Source organism: Cohnella sp. 56 (genome assembly GCF_037963805.1).
GTDB lineage: Bacteria > Bacillota > Bacilli > Paenibacillales > Paenibacillaceae > Cohnella.
In genome coordinates this window covers 66,663-85,078 of sequence record NZ_JAZDQE010000012.1, presented here as the reverse complement: position 1 = coordinate 85,078, position 18,416 = coordinate 66,663, and the positions used below count along the sequence as shown (strand labels likewise).

Sequence of the window (18,416 nt, the reverse complement as noted above, 5' to 3'; positions counted from 1 at the left end):
AAATCGCGAGGATTTCCGGCTTGCTGAAGTCTATGCCGATTAGGATTTGTTCGCCAGGAAGGCGTCGATTTGCTTTTGCTTCTCGGCGATGACTTTGTCGAGACCCGCCTTCTTCATCTTGTCGATGAACTTCGGCAGCTCCGTCTCGTAGTTCATCACGCCCGTGCTCAAGCCGTCGATGTATTCGTTGTAAATATTCGAGATCGCCGCTTCTTCGTTTTTAACCGGCTCGGCGTTGTACATAAAGCCGATGATTTTGGAAGGAACGGCAGCTTCGTTGAATGCCTTGTACGCTTCCCATTTTTGCGGGTCCTCTTTGTCCCACAGGTAGTTGAGGAATTGGTTGCCGTACATATAGTTGATGCCCGGCGCGTAGCCCGATTGGCCGGCGGCGACGCCTTCCGGGAGCTTGATCGTCGTGTCGCCCGTCTTGACCCAGTGCTTGCCTTCGACGCCGTTCACCAGCGTGTTGAGAATCTGGGCGTCGCTGTACAGCAGGTTGATGAACATGAGCGCGCGTTCCGGATTTTTGGACGTTCTGGACACCGCGGTCATGGCGCCGCTCAGGTCGCCGCTGGCCGTGTACGGCGTCGTCAGTTCGACCTGCACGATATTGTGGCCCCATTGCTGGCTGAGCGTCTTGTCCTTGCCCGGCGTCAGCTGCTGCCACTGCGCGAAGATCGTGCCCGCTTTGTTGGAGGGACCCGCGTCTTTATTCGTAGCGGGGTCCTTCTGGAAGAAGCCTTTCTTGTTCCAGTCGCTCAGCAGCTTCAGCGTATCGAGCATTTCCGGCGATTCCCATTGGTTGACGACCGTCGTCGAACCGTCTTTTTTGATTGCGCCCGGCGCGTTGCCGATCGCTTCGTAAGGGATAAGCGAAATGTTGTTTTTGCCGCCCCACATCGGCGTCACGCCCGGCTCCTTGTCCTTGATCGTTTGCAGCATCGGCGTCAGATCGGCGAACGATTTCAGCGTCGTCAGGTCGAAGCTGTACTTGTCGACCAGGTCTTTGTTCAGGACGACGCCGAACTGCTGCGCCATTTCCTTCACGACCGGGACCGCGTAGTTTTTGCCTTCGATCTGCGTGCCGGTGAGGAGCAGCGGATTCATCGCGGCTTTGGCGTCCGGCGCGTATTGATCGATCATCGACGTGATGTCAAGGAAAGCACCCTTGGCGACGTTGCCGCTGAAGTTGTCCCAGCCCGCGGTGAACGCGAGGTCGAACGGTTCCCCGGAAGCCGACATCAGGTTGATCTTCTGACCCCAGTTGCCCCAGTCGATCGCGTTGATTTTGACGGTCGCGTTGATTTTGTCTTTGAGCAGCGCGTTCAGCGCTTCTTCGACGGCCGCCTTGTCCTTCTGCTCCGTGCCCGGGTAGTAGATGGACAGCTCGACCGGCTCAAGCGCCGGTGCCGATTCGGACGGCGCCGCCGACTCGGAGGCCGGTGCGGAGGCCGACGCCGATCCGGATGCCGGCGCGCTCGATTCGGCGCCTGCGTTCGAATTGTTGTTGTTGCCGCAGCCTGCGAGCGCCGTCGAGGTCGCGAGCAGCATGGCGAGCGCTGTTACTGAAAGCGTCTTCTTTTTTTGCAACATGTTGAAACCCTCCCGTTATCATTCGAAGTCTTTTTGCTTTGCAGGTTTCATTGTAGACGCCCCGGCTTTATTGCTGAATCAAATAATCTACGGCGACCTTTGATTTTCTACCGCATTTTCGGCGAGCGGACGACGAGGGTCGAACGACGGGAAGACAAAATCCTGCATGCTGATCAATTGCCTGCTGATCTGGTTCTCCAGCGACTTGTTGTACTGGTCGGTCAAGCTATGCAGCGTTTCGCCGGGCCCGCGCAGGCCTTGCAATATTTCCCGGTACGTCTTCATCCGCTCGGAATCCCCCAGGTTTTTGGGCGAGAACGGCGTCTGGGCGCTCTGCAAAATAAACTTCGGCTCCCGCGGATAAGGAGACTCCTGCCCTGTCGGCAGAAAAGCCTGGATCTGCGGCTGCTGCGGCCGGTAGGCCGGATTGCCCGTGATCCCTTCCCTCGTCGGGATCGAGCCGCCCAGCTTGTACATCTCCCCGAGATATTCGGCGGACAGGAGAAATTCCCATAGCTCCAATGCCTCGGCCGGATGCGCCGTGTAGGCGTTGATCACGACCGGCGGCTCGGGATACAGCATCAGCGCGCCTTTGCCTGCGTCGGCAAGCTCCGTGAGCGGCGGCATGGCAATCCCCAACGAAAAGGAAGGCGCCTTCATCCGGCTCAGCAAGGCGAAGTCGTGATTGGACACGATCATCATCCCGATATTGCCTTGGGCGAACTGCGTCAGCGCCGTATCGGTCTGAAGCGACGTTTCCCCCGGGAACAGCCCGCCTTCTTCCTTCATGGCCAGCATCGTCCGGAACCATGGCTCGTACACGTCGAAGCCGTACTTGCCCGTCGCGAAGTCGAAGTAATACGCGCCGCTTGCAGTGCCGGCGATCTCGAGCGCTTTGCGGAACGTCTCGTCGTCCCCGGCGGGCAAGGCAAAGCCGTATTTGTAATAGCCGGTGCTCGCCTCGGTAATGCGGTCGGCATATTCGCGCAGCTGGTCCCACGTGCGGGGAGGAAGGTCCGGATCGAGGCCCGCGGCCGACATCAAGTCCTTGTTATAAATAAGCCGCACGGTCATCATGTCGGAGGGAATCGCGTAGTAATGGTCTTTGTTTTTCGTATAATCGGACGCCCATTGCGGGAACGCGACCTTGAAGGCGTCGTCCACGACCTCGGACAGATCGAGCAGATAATTTTTGTAGATATAGGGCGTCAGCCAGCCGGTCGAGATCTGGAAGACATCGGGGCCTTCGTCCGACGTCATGCGCATGTTCAGGAACTTGTCGTACTGGTCCCTGGGCAGGCTCATCAGCTGAACTTCGATGCCGGGATGCCCCGCGTTGAATCGCGAGATCCAGTCTGCCAGCGTCTTGTCTTCGGCGTATGTCTGCACGGCCAGCGTCAGGCGGACGACAGAATCCCCGGACTGCCGCTCGTTCGGCGCAAGCTCCGCATTCCCCGAGGCGCAGCCCGCCAGTCCGGCAGCCAGCGCAGCGGCCGGCAGCATTCTTATGCCGCGAACGAAAAAGCTTTTCATTTGCAAGCTCCCTTCCCGTATAATGGTGCCAAGCGCCACGATCCGATCGCGAAGGAGCTGCGCATATGCTCAAGAAGCTCGCGGCCTTTTTAACATTTAACAGCGTCAGCCTGAAGGTCAGGCTTCTGCTCTACTTTTTGTTTCTCGTCATTCTGCCGACTTCCATTATCTCGATTACGATCTATAATGAATCCTACCGGACGATCACGGAGAACATCAGCACTGCAGTTCAGAAAAACCTGAACATGGTCGAGACGCTGTTCATGAACAAGTTCGAAGAAATGGACAGCCTGGCGGATTCCATCTACATGAATCCGGAGATGACCGAGCTGCTGTCCGCCGAGCGCCCGGTCGACCAGATCGCCGTCGTGAACGAGCTGACGAACCTGGACAAGATCATCGACGGCTACAGCATGCCGGGCGCCGACAACCGCAGCTATATTCCGAAGCTGTATATGCTGGACAGGCCCGAGTACCAGCTCTACAACTTCTCGCGCAACATATCGACGATCAGCGAGATCGAGAAGAAAGACTGGTACGCCGCGCTGCCATTCAAATCCCGCTATACCGTCGTCCCTGCGGACGGCTCGTCCTCGGGCGCCGCGCCGACGATCATGCTGGCCAAAAGGCTGTTCGGCCTCAACAATCTCACTATTCCGTACGTGGGGCTTCTGACGATCGAGGCGGATATCGGCAACTTCAACGACGTGCTGGACCAGCTGAAGCCGTCGGTCAACAGCCGCATTTTTATCGTCGACCAAGCGGCCCATGTCGTCGCCAGTCCGGACACGGCGCTGCTGAACCGGAGCTTGGCCGGCGAGCCTTATATTCAGCGGCTGCTCCCGTTCCATGCAGGCGGCAGCGGCTCGTTCGAGACGAGCATCAGGGACGAGGCCATGCTCGTGTCCTACCGCAGCATCGAGTCGCCGGACTGGACGATCGTCTCCGTGTCTCCGGTCAGCGACCTGAACGGCAAGCTCGTCTACATCCGCCAAGTGATGTATATCGTCATCGCCGTCTGCATGGCGCTCGCGCTGCTGATGGCGCTGCTGCTGTCCAACAACATCACCAAGCCGATCCGCAAGTTCATCAAGTCGATGTCATACGCGCGCGAGGGCAACTTCGACATCGCCATCCAATACAAGCGCAAGGACGAATTCACGTTTTTGTTCAGCCAATATAACAAGATGATAAGGCAGATCAAAGAATTGATCAATCAGTTGTACATCACCGAGGTCAAGAAAAAAGAGGCCGACTTGAAAGCGCTGCAGGCGCAAATCAACCCTCACTTCCTGTACAACACGCTGGACTCTATCAATTGGATCGCGCTGCGGCACAAGGTTCCGGAGATCAGCCAGATGGTCACGTCGCTGTCGGACTTTTTCCGCTACAGCCTGAGCAAGGGCCGGAACATCATCCCGGTCGAGGACGAGCTGCAGCAGGTCAGAAGCTACTTGTCGATCCAGCAGGTGCGGTTCAAGGACCGGCTGGACTATTCGATCGAGGTCGAGCCCGAGGTTTACGGCCACTATACGGTCAAGCTCATCCTGCAGCCGCTGGTCGAGAACGCCCTGATCCACGGCATCGAGAAAAGACGGGGCAAAGGCGTCATTGAGCTGTCGGCCCGCCGCGAAAACGACTGGATCGTCATCGACATCGGAGACAACGGCGTCGGCGCGAACGTCGGGGAGCTGAACGATATGCTGCGCAGCGAGGCGAGCGGCGATTCCTTCGGCCTGAACAACGTGAACGAGCGAATCAAGCAGGTGTTCGGTCCCGATTCCGGCCTTCGATACCGGAGCAACGAAGGGCCCGGCGTCACCGTAACGGTCAGATTCCCATGCGTCACATCCTTGGAGGGAATGGAATATGAAGCTGAAGATGATCATAGCCGATGACGAGCAGCATGTTCGGGATGGTCTCAGGGAGATCGTTCCCTGGGACGAGCTGGGCGTCGACATCGTCGCCGTCGCCGCGGACGGCCAGGAGGCGTTCGAGCTGTGCCGCGACTTGAAGCCCGACATTCTGCTCACCGATATCCGAATGCCGATGATGGACGGTCTGGAGGCCGCCTTCAAGCTGAAGGAATTCCACGACAAGGTGCGCATCGTCATCATCAGCGGCGCGCAGGAGTTCAACTATGTGAAGACGGCGCTGAACCTTCACGCGGACGGCTATATCCTGAAGCCGATCAAGCTCCAGGAGCTGCAGGCGACGGTCGCCCGGGTCGTCGAATCCATAGAGGCGGAGCGCAAGCGGGACGAGCACGCGATGGGACTGCAGCGGCAGCTGCAGGAGAATATCCCCGCGCTTCGCGACAAGTTTCTCGTCGATCTCGTACAGGGCCTCTACAAGAGCGAGCGCGAGGTCGCGGACAAGCTCGCCCGCTACAAGCTTCCGTTCAAGCTCGACGGCGCCGCCGTCGTCGCGGTATTCCGAATGGACGAATACGAGAAAGCGATGGAACGGTATACGGAGGAGTACAAGCAGCTGCTCGGCTTCTCGGTCACGAACATTCTCGAGGAGATCGTCTCCCGGGACTTTCCCGGCGGCGTGTCGTTCGCCATGAACGAGAACGAGTTTATCGTCCTGTTCAACCAGGCGGCGCTGTACGACAGCCGTCATCTCGCCCTCTGCCCGGAAATGATCGACAGCGTCAACCGCTATCTGAACTTCTCGATCTCGGCCGGCATCGGCCATCCGGTCGGGAGGCTCGTCGATCTCTACGCCTCCTACGAAGAAGCCTTCAAGGCGCTGGAGTACCGCTTCTTCAAAGGGAAAAACGCCATTCTCCCGATCGGCGATTTTCAGACGCAGGGCGCGAGCCCCGACTTCTCGCTCGTGTACGAGGAGCAGAAGCAGCTGTTTCACTTCATGAAGCTGGGCAACCGCGAGGAGGTGGCCGCCAAGACGCAGCTGATCTTCGACGCCGTGCTGGCGGGCAACGCTTATACTGTCGGCTATGTGCAAAGCGTCTGCTTCGACCTCATCAACATGGCTTCCAAAACGCTGTACGAGCTCGGGGAAAACATCGAAAAAATCGTCGGCGACTACTACTGGATGTTCGGGGAGGTGTACAACAAGCGGGACGCGGCGGAGCTGCAGGATATGGTGCTGGCGCTGTTCCACAAGCTGACCGGCCACTTCGCCCAGCGGATGAACCAGAAGAACGGCCCGCTGATCCGCAAGATCAAGGACATCGTTTCCATGCGGTACATGGACGACTTGTCGGTCGCCAAGCTGGCCGAGGAGGTGTTCCTCTCTCCCAACTACATTAGCCTGATTTTTAAGCAGGAGACGGGAGAGAACATCACCGAATACGTGACCAAGGTCCGGATGGAAGCCGCCAAGACGCTGCTGAGGGACAACGATCTGAAAATTATGGAGGTCGCGGAGATGGTCGGCTTCGAGAATACGACCTACTTCAGCACCGTGTTCAAGAAGTACACCGGCATCCATCCGCAAAAGTACCGTTCGCTGCTGCACGGATGAGTGGCGCAAGATGCGCCTTGATCACGAGCGTGAAGAAGTGGTTGCGATTAAATCAAATATCCCGCCTGCGATATACAATCGCGGCAAGGATGAGAGCGGCGAGCGTCCATAGGATGAGGCAGAGAGCGCCTTGGGCCGGGGCGAGCGTGTGCGGCGCTTGGGCCGATTGGGGCTGCCACATCGCGATGCCTGCCGCGTCGGGCAGGTATTTGGCAAGCGCGATCCGGCCTCGCAGGATCGGCCCCGCCACAAAGTAAAGGCCGAGCATGACGGCCGCCGCGGACAGAGTTTGGCGGAGCAGCGCGCCGACGGCTGCACCGAGCAGGGTCGTCAAGGCGAGGGCGCCGGTCGCTCCCGCCAGGGCGGCGGCGAGCCGGCCCGCGTCAAGCGGCGACGATGCATCGGCCAGGACGGCGGCCAGTCCGATGCCGGAGGCGATCACGATCAGGGCGGCCGGTACGGCCCAGAGGGCGAGCGCCAGCTGCGCGGCCATGAACTGAAGGCCGCGCCGGGGCATGGCGAGCAGCGTCGTCCGAAGCTGCCCGCCGTTGTATTCGGAGCAGGCGGCCAATACGCCCAGCACGATAAATCCGGCCTGCGCGTACGGAAAGGAAGCGAGTCCGATGTCGAGCCAGCTTTGCGGGCCGCCGGGGCTTTGCGCTTCCGCCTGGGTAAAGGCAAAAGACAGGAGCAGATGGACGCACCATGTCCCGATCAGGGTCAGCCGGACAGCGGGCTGCGACCGCAGCTTGGACAGCTCGGCGGCGAGGGCATGAGCCGCCTCCCGCCTCCTGCCGAAGCGCCGGGCCGGCGACGTCCTAGCAGCGGACGGCGGCATCAGGCGTCCCTCCTGCAAAACACAAAGGCGGCGACGGCCAGCAGCGCGGCGGTCCATGCCGCCATGACCAGCCCGCCAACGAGCGGGGCGATGTCCGCGCTGGAATCCTGCAAATCGCGGATGAACATGCGAATGCCGGCCATGTCGGGCAAATAGTTGGCCAGCGGCGTAAGGCGAGTCAGCAGATAGGTGACGGAAACGACCGATGTATTGGCAATCAAAACCGCGAGCGGGAGTATCCCGTGGCGGACGAGAACGGTAATTCCGAATGACAGCAGCGCAGTGAGCGCCCAGTAGCAGACGACGCCCAGCAGCCGCGGGATATCCTGGCCGGACAGCGCGGGCGCGTATTCGCCCAGCATGCTTTGCACGACAGTCATCGTGACGATTGCCGCGCCGACGGACAGCGCTGCGCTCGCCGCGGCAACGGCGGACGCCTTCGCCAGCAATAGCCGCAGACGGGAGGGCACGGCGGTCAAGGTAGTTGTGATCTGGCGGCCGCCGCCGGAATCCTCGCTTTCGGTGAAGTATTCGCTGCTGATGGCGACCACGCCCAAAATAATAACGCCGATGACGCCGAAGGCCAGCTCCTGGTAGCCGGTATCGATACCGGCTGCGGCCTCGCGGCCCCGCGCGATTGCAGTCCGGGCGGCGGACGCGGTGATCCCGGCGATGATCGACGGGATCAGCAGCCCGACGGCCACTGCCACCCAGACCGAGGGCAGCGAGACAAGCTTGGACAGCTCCGCTCTCCAGACCCTCATGATACGCCTCCGCCCGCTGCCGTGAGCGCAAAAAAGGCGTCCTCCAGCGTACGATGCGCGCCGACGACCTCGGCGAGCGTGCCGTCGGCCACGATCTGCCCGCGATTGATCACGACGACATCGTCCACCGTCTCGGCCAGCTCCCCCATCAGATGGCTGGACAGCAGCACCGCCCCGCCCGCCGCCGCCCGCTCGCGCAGCAACGACCGCAGCCAGCGAATGCCCTCGGGATCGAGTCCGTTGACCGGCTCGTCCAATATCAAAAGCTCGGGATCGCCGAGCAGCGCGGCGGCCAGCCCGAGCCGGCGGCCCATGCCCAGCGAATAGCGGCCGGCCCGTTTGGAGGCGGCGTCCGCGAGCCCGACGATCTCCAATACCTCCTCGACCCGGCTCCGGGGCAGGCCTGCGGCACATGCGATCCAGCGCAGATGGTCCCGCCCTGTGCGGGCGCGATGCGCCCCGGACCCGTCCAGCACGGCACCCACCGTAGAGAGCGGACGGCGCAGCTCGGCATAGGGCTTGCCGTGAATTAGCGCCCGGCCCGCGGACGCCCGATCCAGTCCCAGCAGGATGCGAAGCGTGGAGCTTTTCCCCGCGCCGTTGGGGCCCAGAAAACCGGTCACGCGGCCCGGCCGGGCCTGGAAGGTAATCCCGCTTAGAATACGGCGGCTCCCCCGGTATTTGACTAGCTGTTGAATGGTCAGCATGCATACACTCCCCCTCGTTTCCTGCATTGTAACGGGCCGAGGTTAAATGCCGGGGAGCGCGTCGTTTAAATTCGGGTTAAATTTTGCCGATTCGGACGATCGTGCCTTCGCGACCGGACGAGAAATGAGCCTGCAGCCCCATCTCCCGCAGCATAAATAAAGCAATGGACAGCCCGATGCCGACTCCGCCCTCGGCGGAAGGCGCGGTCATGCCGGGACCGCGATCCTCAATCTCCAGCTCCTCGCGCGCCGCATCCGCGGCGATGCGGATATAGCGGCCGCTCGCCGCATGCCGCAACACGTTCTGATACAGATTGTCCAGCACGCGCGTCATCCAGGCCGGATCGATCTCCCAGCAAAAAGCGCCCTGCTCGGGCAGCTCCGCTTCAATCTGAAAGCCCGCGTTTTCGAAAACGGGGTACCATGCCGCGACCGAAGCCCGCACCAGTCGGACGATATTCTCGGAGCCCGGGCGGAACGGATATTTGCCGGAGGTCAACAGGGTGTACGACAGCAATTCCTCCATCCATTCTCCCATCCGGGTAATCGTGCGATCCATCGTCTCCAGCGACTCGCGCCCAGCGGGACCGAGCGGCTCCGACCGCAAGCCCACAAGCTGCCCTCGCAAAACCGTCAATGGCGTCCTCAGGTCATGCGACAAATTCGCGATCAGCTTTTGCCTAAGCGCCTCCTCCTCTCGCTCCCGGTTCCGACTGCTCTCAAGCTGACGGATCATCCGGTTAAAAGCGTACGCCAACTGTCCGACCTCGTCGAGCTGATTCGGCGGCACCTCCACCGGCAGCGGAAAATCGGATGTGTGGGCGGATAGGTCCATCGCCTGCTGCAAATGGATCAGCCGCTTGCGCAGCCGATAGAAAAACAGCCAGGAAATCGTAATGAGCACCGCCAGCACAAGGCTGATCAAAAGGGTCGCGCTGCGAGACTCGTTCAGCGCGTCCGTCGCCGCCGGCTCGTCAGCCGGGAACACCCCGACCGCCATCACCAGAATCAGTAGCGGGAACAAAAGCATGATCAGAAAATGCACCAACAGGTACCGGCGAAACGGCGATCTCGTCTTTTTCATAACCGAACCCTGTAGCCGATGCCCCGCACCGTCTCGATAATCTCCGGATCGCTCGGGTCGCACTCCAGCTTCATGCGCAGATGACGAATATGGACCATCAGGGTCTTGTCTCCCTCGATATAGGGCTCGCCCCACACCGCCTCGAAAATTTGGTCCTTGGTCAAGATTCGGTTCGGGTTGCGCAGGAAGCAAGCCAGAATCTGATACTGCTTGGCTGTCAGCTCCACTTCCTCCCCCGTAACCTCGTCCAGCACCGTATGTCCGGCCAGATCCACAGCGAAGCGCTGCCCAAGCTTGATCGGCTCGGACGGTCCCGCGCCGCTGCGGCGCAGCAGCACCTCCACTCTGGCAGCCAGCTCGTCGGGATGGAACGGCTTGGTCACATAGTCGTCGGCAAATTGCAGACCCAGCAGCTTGTCTTCGACGGCCCCGCGCGCGGACAAAAGCAAAATCGGTACGGCGGGCGCAGCCTTCTTCAACCGTTGGCCAACGGTGAAGCCGTCCAGGCCGGGAAGCATAATATCGAGGATCACGACATCGTGCCGGGCGACCTCCCGATCCGCGTCCTCGCCGGACATCAGCCACTGCACTGCATAGCCTCGCCGTTCCAGGTCCGCTTTCACCCAGCGCCCGATCTCAGGGTTATCTTCAATATAAAGGACGCGCCTCGTCGGCATGACGCCCCTCCCTTCCCCAAGCTTGTTGGCCGCCTTCGGCGCCTCTATCGTCTAGCTGTTGTATTTTCGGATATTCATTTATTATCCCTGTTCTCCTTTTAAGGGTCAATGTCGCTCCCGCTCCCGCCCCCGACCTCGACCAAAGTACAGGTACCAACTCATCCCAAGGCCGTGCCTTCGCTTCCTCCCGATCCGTTATACTTTCACTTATTCAAGTCCATTCGGGGGGTATTAGGCAATGATAGAGGCCGTATTGCAGCTTCGCAACGTCACCAAGACGATCGGCAAACGCAACATCGTCGACAATCTGAGCTTTGACATTCCGGCGGGGGAAGTATTCGGCTTCCTGGGGCCGAACGGCGCCGGTAAAACAACGACGATCCGCATGATCGTCGGGCTGATCTCGATGTCCAAAGGCGAGGCGATCGTAAAAGGCGTCCCGGTGCGGCAAAATTTTGAGTTGGCGATGACCCACATCGGCGCAATCGTGGAAAATCCGGAAATGTACAAGTTTCTGACCGGCTATCAGAACCTCGTTCATTTTGCGCGCCGCCATTCCGGCGTGACGAAGGCGCGGATCGACGAGGTCGTGAAGCTGCTCGGCCTGCAAAACCGGATTCACGAGAAGGTCAAGCGCTACTCGCTCGGGATGAGGCAGCGGCTCGGGGTCGCGCAGGCGATTCTGCATCGCCCGTCCCTGCTCATCCTCGACGAGCCGACGAACGGGCTGGACCCTGCGGGCATTCGCGAGCTGCGCGATTACTTGCGCAAGCTGACTCGGGAAGAAGGGCTGACCGTCGTCGTATCGTCTCACCTGCTGTCCGAGATGGAGCTGATGTGCGACCGCGTCGCTATCATCCAGGCGGGCAAGCTGGTGGACGTTCGTCCCCTGCAGGGCTACAAGGACGAGCAGGGCACAAAAATCGTCGTGGAAGTGGGGAACAAGTCCGCCGCCCGGGAGCTGCTGGTCGCCGTCGTCGGCGAGTCGAAAGTAAGCGAGCGCGGCGAGACGCTTGAAGTGGCGGCGGACAGGGCGGCCATTCCCGAGCTGACGAGAATGCTGGTTGGCGCCGGGCTGGAAGTGTATGGCATTCATGCGGTGCAGAGATCGCTGGAGGAACAATTCCTCGAAATTACCGGAGGTGAGATGGTTGTCTAGTTTAGCCAATCTGATACGCAACGAAAATATGAAAATCTATCGCCGTCCCCGCACATGGGCGATGGTCGGCATCCTGATCCTCGCCCTCGCGCTGATGAGCGGCGTCATGAAGTGGGACGCGTCCAAAAAGGACCATACCGATTGGAAGCAGGACTTGTCCCAGCAAATCGTCAGCATGCAGAGCAATTTGGACAAGGACCCCAATATGGGCCAGGAGCAGCGAGCGTGGTGGACGGAGCAAATCAAGCTGAATCAGTATTATCTCGATCATGATCTGAACCCGCGCGCAATGACGCCGTGGAGCTATGTCAATAATTCTGCCTCGCTCATCATCCTGGTCACGATTCTGACCGTCATTATCGCGGCGGATATGATTGCGGCCGAATTTTCCTGGGGCACGATCAAGCTGCTGCTCGTCGGTCCCGCCTCGCGAACAAAAGTCATGCTGGCCAAATATATCGCCACGATGATGTTTGCGCTGCTGCTCCTGCTCGTCTCCTTCGCCGTCGCGTTCAGCCTCGGGTCGGTGCTCGAGGGCTTCAACGGACTGAATCTCCCGCATCTGGCGGTCGGAACGGACGGCGTCGTCCACGAAGGCTCGATGATCGTCGACTCGCTGCAAAAATACGGCTACAGCGTCGTCTCGCTCTTGATGTATGTCACCATGGCGTTTATGATCTCCGCCGCATTCCGCAGCTCGTCGATGGCGATCGCTTTCTCGCTGCTGTTCATGCTCGTCGGCAATACGCTGTCCGGGCTCCTCAGCGGATATCAATGGGTCAAATACTTGCTGTTCTCCAACATCGACCTGACCCAGTATTTGGAGGGGGCACATCCGCTCCGGCCCGAGATGACGCTGGGCTTCTCGATCGGCATGCTCGCCGCCTATTATGTCGTGTTCCAGCTTGTCGCATGGCTGCTCTTCACCCGTCGCGACGTCGCGGCATAGACAGCGAATCGCGGCCGGATGGGAATCCGGCCGCGATTCTGTTACGGTACGCCCGGCACCTGCGTTACAGCATTATCCAGTCGATCGTGGTACGCATTCTCGGGTACATTAGACATCATCGCCTTCTTACCAACTCTCTTTATATTAGCATCCAAAATGAAAGCTAAATCGCCTAAACTTGCATATTTATAGCTTATCTTGATATTTTAAATGCAACTCTCCTGCTGCCAAGAGCGGATGCCGCCTTGCCGCGCTCCTGTCGCTTAAAGCGGGTCATGCTGTCCGTGGGGCGGGAGCTCGGAGCGTCCGCACGGAAGCGGACGGGCCTGCCGCGGGGCAACGACCACAACGTCGCGTGGATCGCCTCCGAATGCGGTTTCGGGAGCATGCCTCATTTCCACCGGCTGTTCAAGCGTATCGTTGGCCGGACGCTGTCCTTCTATCGGCGGGAATCCGATTAAAATTAAAAAAATCCCGCTCCAGGTGAAGGGGCGGGATCGTAGCGTTTTCCTTAATTAATCGACATTTAATCGATTGCATCCGCACGCGCCAGCGCATCGCGGATCGTCGCGTTCCAGAAGTCCCAATTATGATCACCCGGGCCTTCGTCATATGTGTGCTCGACGTTTTCTTGCTCCAGAAACCGATGGAAACGACGATTGGACTCCAACAGGAAGTCTTCAGTTCCACAGGCCATATATATGTTGGGAATTTCCAGGTTTTCCGCCTTTAACAAAGCGATCAGCGCTTCGGGATCTTTATCGCTGCCGAGCAGCCGGTCCAGATCGCCGAATACATTTCTATAATACGCGTAGCCGGCAATCCCGTTGTGATAGTCCGGTCTGATATTCGCAATCGAATAGGGCAGCAGCGCCGAAGACAGTGCGATGATTCGGCCGAATCGCTCCGCGTATTTCAGCCCGTTTCGAATCGCGCCGTAACCACCCATGGACAAACCGCCGATCCACGTGTCCTCGCGCTCGCGGGAGAGCGGGAACATACGGCGCGTGAACATCACCAGTTCCTTCCCCGTGTATTCTCCGAGCATTTCTTCCTTTTCCTCGTCATCCAGAAAAAAACGATTCTCGCCGGAGGGCATAAATACAGCTATGCGGTATCGATCCGCAAGCTCGTGAATGCGAGAGGATCGGATCCAATCCATATGATTACCGCCGTAGCCATGAAGGAGATACAACGACCTCATCGGCCTGGTCGAGCTGGAATTCTCATCGTCCTCCGCATTGACCGCGGGCAGAACGGCGCTGAAGGTCACTTCTCTTTTCATGCATTTCGAATAATGGCTTACCTGTACGAGCGCCATCTCCCACACTCCTTGTCCAGTCTGCTTCCCGATGCCGGACCGGGTTATATGAAAAGTGTACAGCCCGGCCTTGGCGTCAACAACCCTGCACTCTTAATGCTTATCGCCCCGGGATATTATAGGTTTGCCGGCTCTGGTGTCGTTGACCGGGAGGACGTCCGGCAGATCGTCGAAGGCCAGCGGGACGTTCAGCGTTTGCACTTACGGGTCCGACGTGTCGTTGTCCTTGGCCTTGGCCTTGTCCTTGTCCTTGGCCACCCCGTAAAGCTCGTTGGCGACAAAAGCCGGTTTTACCTCAACGAACATAGGCCGCCGATTGGCAAAGGGCGGACTCGGCACCGGCGGTCGACTTGTCCGCCAGCCCGGCCGACAGAAAATCGATCCGGCCGACATCCGCCAACTTCAACGTCGAAGACATGAAATATTCACAGCATTCGCGAAAAATAGACGAATACCTGCGTATTTACATCTTTTTCCCTTCTCATGCATGCGCCGAACAATAAAAGATGCGAATCTGCAGGCTTTGGTCTCTTTTCAATCGTGACTTCGGATTTCGCGGCTAAATAGCTGCCGATTTGCAGGCTTTTTCACTTTGGCTCGTCAAGCTTGCTAAAAACCTGCACGGATGCAGGCTTTATAGGCCGTCACTTTCTGAAGCGCAAAAAACACGCCGTTGCGGTTCAGGTAGTTGTGGATACGGTAGTGCCGGTTCTCGATACCGGTCGCCACTTCCTCCCGCAGATCGTGCAGATACCCGCCGCGGCAGTGGATCAGCTCGCCGAACAGCCCCTGCCTGATCATGTTCAGCGCAGCCATCTCACTACGTCCGTAGCAGCACGGGAACATAGTTAGTGATATTTCTCACATGCAAATTACCGCCTCTTCAATACAATGGACAAAAATAGACAATATTCGACTTTAGTTCGTTGGGTATGGATTGGAGGAAGAAATGATGAAATTATCGGTTAGAGGAAAGTTGTTTGCGGGGTTTGGCGCTGTTTTAATCTTGCTTTGTATGATTGCGTATATGGGTTATTCTAATATCCATAAAATAGATGCAAACAACACAAATATTATTGAAAACCGGCTGCCACGAATTCAATTGGTCAAAGATATTGCGCTCAACGTCTCTCAGCAAGGAATGCAAATGCGCAATTATTTGCTTATGAAAGACGAAGGCTCGCTTCAGAAAATGGATGAACTGACCAAAGACAATAATGCAAATATTGAAAAGGGACTAACGATGTACGTGATCCCTTCTCAAAAAATAAATATCGAAGAGGTAGCGAGATTACATCAAGAATATTTGACGGCAAGGGATCTGAGCATTAATTTGAAGAAGCAGGACAAGACAGAAGAAGCATTAGCTAATTTGACGGGCAAGGCCATTCCGACTTACGCAAAGCTGGTGCTTAAAGTTGATGAGATGGTCAAGTTTCAGGAAGATTTATTAAAAAAAGAGTCCGCCACTGCAAGTAAGAGCGCCCGCTCGATCATGACAACGGTTATAATGATGAGTTTGCTGGCGATCGTACTGGGAGCATTGATTGCATGGTACATCAGCCGCATAATAGCGAAGCCGCTTGCCAAATTGTCAGGCGCAGCCAGGTTGATCGCAGAGGGAGATCTGACCCAAGCAGACGTAAAGGTGAACAATCGCGATGAATTCCAGGTATTAGTAATTTCCTTTAACACAATGAAAAACAATCTGCTTGCATTAATCGCTGAGATTAATAAAAACGCTGAACTGGTTGCGGCTTCGGCAGAGCAATTAAATGTTGGCGCCGAGGAGGTCAGCAAGTCGGCAGCAGAAGTAACGGACCGAATCCAGGGCTTGACGCAAAATGCGATAACGACTGCGGAGGCCAGCCAAGAATCGTCCCGAGCCATGCAGGAGTCTGCAATCGGTATTCAACGAATAGCGGAATCCGCTCAAATTGTCTCGGAGTCCGCCGCCAAAACTTTAGAAGCTTCGGAAGAAGGAAACCGTACCGTGCAGCTCGCTGCAGTACAGATGAACCGGATCAAGCACAGCGTTGATCGATCCGTAGAGTTGACAGAAATACTGAATAGGCAATCCGAAGAAATCGGCATGATTACAAGCGCGATTACGGAAATTACAGCACAGACCAATTTGTTATCATTAAATGCGGCCATTGAAGCCGCACGCGCGGGAGAGCACGGCAGAGGCTTCGCTATTGTTGCCGACGAAGTACGCAAGCTTGCCGAACAATCCAGAGCATCCGCCGACCAAATCACGGAACGGATCGCTTTAATACAACAAAATACGTATAGTGTCACAACGGCTATGAAAAACGGCGCTGCAGAAGCAGCGTCCGGCGTAAGTCTGATGAATGCTGTAGGAGCGTCATTCAGAACAATCCGCGATTCCATCCAGACAGTAACCGGACAAGTAGAGGAAATCTCGGCTTCTTCGGAACAAATGTCTGCCAGCGCCGAACAAGTGACAGCTTCAGTGGATCAAATCTCTGAAATAACAGCCGATACCTCTGACGGTGCTCAAGTCGTAAGCGCAGCAACCGAGGAGCAATTGGCAACGATCCAAGAGATCAGCGCCGTAGCCAAGTCCATGAGCAAGTTGGCAGTTGATTTGAGTGATATGCTGAGACAATTCAAAGTATAAGCATCGAATTTTACCTATAGATTCACGCAGGCTGCGGGGCCAAGCTTACCGGCTTTCCCCGCTTCCATACAATTTACGGACAATACCCGCGAGAATTCGGAAGTCGACCGCAGATTCCGACACGGGCTCGTCCGCGACATGCCGGATTTGCATCACGGTTTGAGCACCCGGTTTATCGCTTCAACTATTCGATCGTTCAAAAACGGCTTTACAATAAAGTCTTTGGCCCCAAACTTAATTGCATCCAGTACGAATGATTGTTGTCCCATCGCACTGCACATAATGATTTTGGCTTTCGGATCGTACGAAATTATTTCTTTAACCGCCCCGATTCCATCCAACTCAGGCATCGTGATGTCCATTATCACCAGGTCAGGCTTGTACTGCTTGTAAAGCATCAGCGCTTCTATTCCATTTGCAGCTTCTGCAATAACTTCATGTCCATTAATTACAAGAAGATTTTTAAGGATTATCCTTATGAAAGCCGCGTCATCAACAAGCATTATTTTTGCCATAGGACATCACCATACTTTAAATTTTTCTATTTGACACCGTCTTGTTACTCTCTTGCTGCAAAGAGCTTCTTTTCTCTGTGTTTCCCTTCATGAGGGCTCCCACATCGTCAGATGGAACGAATGCATTAGTTATACTGGCATACAACGATCATTCCTAATTGCCAAGTAATACTTTTTCAAAGTTGCCTCCTAATAAATTTAATAGACCGGAATCATATCCCTAAAAATTTCTTGAAAAGGAGCATACTTAGAAAGTATACTGGGCATTATTGCCTATTTCTGTTGACATTAAGTCACATTGTCCTATTTATTCTCAAGAGAAAAATAAAACTTTATACCTAATTTTCGGTTCAGTAAAGAGAGAAAGTATAATTGATGCAGTCCGGGGGCGATATGCAATGGATATACGGATCGAGTTTGGTTCTAAAATACGCGAATTAAGGGCCAGATGCGGAATGTCTCAAGAGATGTTGGCAAACCGCGCAGGATTGGATCGGACTTATATCAGTGGCGTGGAGCGAGGTCAACGGAATATTAGTATAGACAACATCCAACGCATCGCTGCAGCGCTAAGAGTGTCAATGGCCTATTTGTTCTCAGGTGAGCGCTTCTCTACAAATGCTGCCTATCAACAAAAGGAGTTTGCCCTTCCCTTTAAAGAACGTTTCAAGTATTCTGTGGATTACGAGAAAAGGATTTTATCTTTCCAAGTAAAAGGGTTGCAAAATAGGAGTGACGTGGACTATATGAACTCCGTTTTGATGGGGGTATGTTCAGCGTACGGAAAAAGTGAGTTGAGTATTCTGGTAGATCATCGCGATATGAAGTCTTCTGACGGTGAACCCGTTGTCTACTCGCCTGAAGTAGCTGAACGTTCTATCATTTTCCAAAGAAATCTTTTGCATTATAGCAATAAAGCTATCGTTCTCTGCAACTCGGAATTTATGGTTCAGCAGCTCATTCATGTAACTCAAGAAAGTGGAATTCCTACCACGCCTCTCTTTGGACAGGACAAAGAAATGATTGCCAGGGCTTATGAACTACTGGATATAACCGGAAACGATCTGATTAAAGCGCTTTAGTTGAAGTAAAACCGGGAGGGCCACGATTGCGAGCCGGGTACGCATGAAAAATGCT

At 56.4% G+C, this 18,416-nt stretch carries 17 protein-coding genes; 7 read left to right on the top strand and 10 right to left on the bottom strand.

Annotation, left to right across the window (positions count from 1 at the left end):
* Positions 1-39: 39 nt before the first annotated feature.
* Both VQ071_RS19980 and VQ071_RS19975 read right to left on the bottom strand, forming a co-directional pair.
* Positions 40-1,596, bottom strand: coding sequence for an ABC transporter substrate-binding protein (locus VQ071_RS19980; RefSeq protein ID WP_340515942.1), 1,557 nt, complete (start codon positions 1,594-1,596; stop codon positions 40-42).
* A gap of 87 nt (positions 1,597-1,683) precedes the next feature.
* Entirely contained in the window at positions 1,684-3,129 is a 1,446-nt protein-coding gene (locus tag VQ071_RS19975; RefSeq protein ID WP_340515940.1) for an ABC transporter substrate-binding protein, read from the bottom strand.
* 65 nt (positions 3,130-3,194) lie between these two features.
* Between VQ071_RS19975 and VQ071_RS19970 the strand changes: the two genes are divergently transcribed.
* Entirely contained in the window at positions 3,195-5,027 is a 1,833-nt protein-coding gene (locus tag VQ071_RS19970) for a cache domain-containing sensor histidine kinase (protein WP_340515939.1), read from the top strand.
* Entirely contained in the window at positions 4,999-6,621 is a 1,623-nt protein-coding gene (locus VQ071_RS19965; protein ID WP_340515937.1) for a response regulator, read from the top strand. The genes VQ071_RS19970 and VQ071_RS19965 overlap by 29 nt, the downstream gene beginning before the upstream one ends.
* A gap of 52 nt (positions 6,622-6,673) precedes the next feature.
* Here VQ071_RS19965 and VQ071_RS19960 read toward each other — a convergent pair whose 3' ends face one another.
* The 5 genes from VQ071_RS19960 to VQ071_RS19940 all read right to left on the bottom strand — a co-directional run bounded on the left by VQ071_RS19960 (position 6,674) and on the right by VQ071_RS19940 (position 10,691).
* Positions 6,674-7,459 carry an ABC transporter permease gene (locus VQ071_RS19960; protein WP_340515936.1) on the bottom strand — a complete coding sequence of 262 codons (786 nt, stop codon included), beginning with the start codon at positions 7,457-7,459 and terminating at the stop codon, positions 6,674-6,676.
* On the bottom strand, positions 7,459-8,223 hold the full coding sequence (locus VQ071_RS19955; RefSeq protein WP_340515934.1) for an ABC transporter permease: 765 nt from the start codon (positions 8,221-8,223) through the stop codon (positions 7,459-7,461). Before VQ071_RS19955 ends, VQ071_RS19960 begins: the two co-directional genes overlap by 1 nt.
* A complete protein-coding gene (locus VQ071_RS19950) occupies positions 8,220-8,930 on the bottom strand; it encodes an ABC transporter ATP-binding protein (protein WP_340515933.1) in 711 nt (236 codons plus the stop codon). Before VQ071_RS19950 ends, VQ071_RS19955 begins: the two co-directional genes overlap by 4 nt.
* 76 nt (positions 8,931-9,006) lie before the next feature.
* Positions 9,007-10,014, bottom strand: coding sequence for a sensor histidine kinase (locus tag VQ071_RS19945; protein WP_340515932.1), 1,008 nt, complete (start codon positions 10,012-10,014; stop codon positions 9,007-9,009).
* On the bottom strand, positions 10,011-10,691 hold the full coding sequence (locus VQ071_RS19940; protein WP_340515930.1) for a response regulator transcription factor: 681 nt from the start codon (positions 10,689-10,691) through the stop codon (positions 10,011-10,013). The genes VQ071_RS19945 and VQ071_RS19940 overlap by 4 nt, the downstream gene beginning before the upstream one ends.
* Before the next feature lie 238 nt (positions 10,692-10,929).
* Here VQ071_RS19940 and VQ071_RS19935 point away from each other — a divergent pair, with 238 nt between their 5' ends.
* From VQ071_RS19935 to VQ071_RS29340, 3 genes are all read left to right on the top strand, one after another.
* Positions 10,930-11,850 carry an ABC transporter ATP-binding protein gene (locus VQ071_RS19935; protein ID WP_340515929.1) on the top strand — a complete coding sequence of 307 codons (921 nt, stop codon included), beginning with the start codon at positions 10,930-10,932 and terminating at the stop codon, positions 11,848-11,850.
* Positions 11,843-12,799 carry an ABC transporter permease gene (locus tag VQ071_RS19930; protein ID WP_340515928.1) on the top strand — a complete coding sequence of 319 codons (957 nt, stop codon included), beginning with the start codon at positions 11,843-11,845 and terminating at the stop codon, positions 12,797-12,799. The genes VQ071_RS19935 and VQ071_RS19930 overlap by 8 nt, the downstream gene beginning before the upstream one ends.
* A gap of 275 nt (positions 12,800-13,074) precedes the next feature.
* Positions 13,075-13,260: a helix-turn-helix domain-containing protein gene (locus VQ071_RS29340; RefSeq protein WP_445293319.1), complete on the top strand. Its 186-nt coding sequence runs from the start codon at positions 13,075-13,077 to the stop codon at positions 13,258-13,260.
* A gap of 65 nt (positions 13,261-13,325) precedes the next feature.
* On the opposite strand, the gene VQ071_RS19925 is transcribed toward VQ071_RS29340, so the two are convergent.
* Together VQ071_RS19925 and VQ071_RS19920 are read right to left on the bottom strand one after the other, a co-directional pair.
* The gene (locus tag VQ071_RS19925) at positions 13,326-14,120 is read right to left on the bottom strand and encodes an alpha/beta hydrolase (protein WP_340515927.1); all 795 of its coding nucleotides are present in this window, start codon (positions 14,118-14,120) and stop codon (positions 13,326-13,328) included.
* Between the two features lie 609 nt (positions 14,121-14,729).
* Positions 14,730-14,936, bottom strand: coding sequence for a hypothetical protein (locus VQ071_RS19920; protein ID WP_340515926.1), 207 nt, complete (start codon positions 14,934-14,936; stop codon positions 14,730-14,732).
* Positions 14,937-15,072: 136 nt separating this feature from the next.
* Between VQ071_RS19920 and VQ071_RS19915 the strand changes: the two genes are divergently transcribed.
* Positions 15,073-16,764: a methyl-accepting chemotaxis protein gene (locus VQ071_RS19915; RefSeq protein ID WP_340515925.1), complete on the top strand. Its 1,692-nt coding sequence runs from the start codon at positions 15,073-15,075 to the stop codon at positions 16,762-16,764.
* A 152-nt stretch (positions 16,765-16,916) separates the two neighbouring features.
* On the opposite strand, the gene VQ071_RS19910 is transcribed toward VQ071_RS19915, so the two are convergent.
* Positions 16,917-17,279 (bottom strand): response regulator, encoded by a 363-nt coding sequence (locus VQ071_RS19910; protein WP_340515924.1) that lies wholly within the window; start codon positions 17,277-17,279, stop codon positions 16,917-16,919.
* 398 nt (positions 17,280-17,677) lie between these two features.
* Between VQ071_RS19910 and VQ071_RS19905 the strand changes: the two genes are divergently transcribed.
* Positions 17,678-18,361: a helix-turn-helix domain-containing protein gene (locus tag VQ071_RS19905; RefSeq protein ID WP_340515923.1), complete on the top strand. Its 684-nt coding sequence runs from the start codon at positions 17,678-17,680 to the stop codon at positions 18,359-18,361.
* The last annotated feature ends 55 nt before the right edge of the window (positions 18,362-18,416 follow it).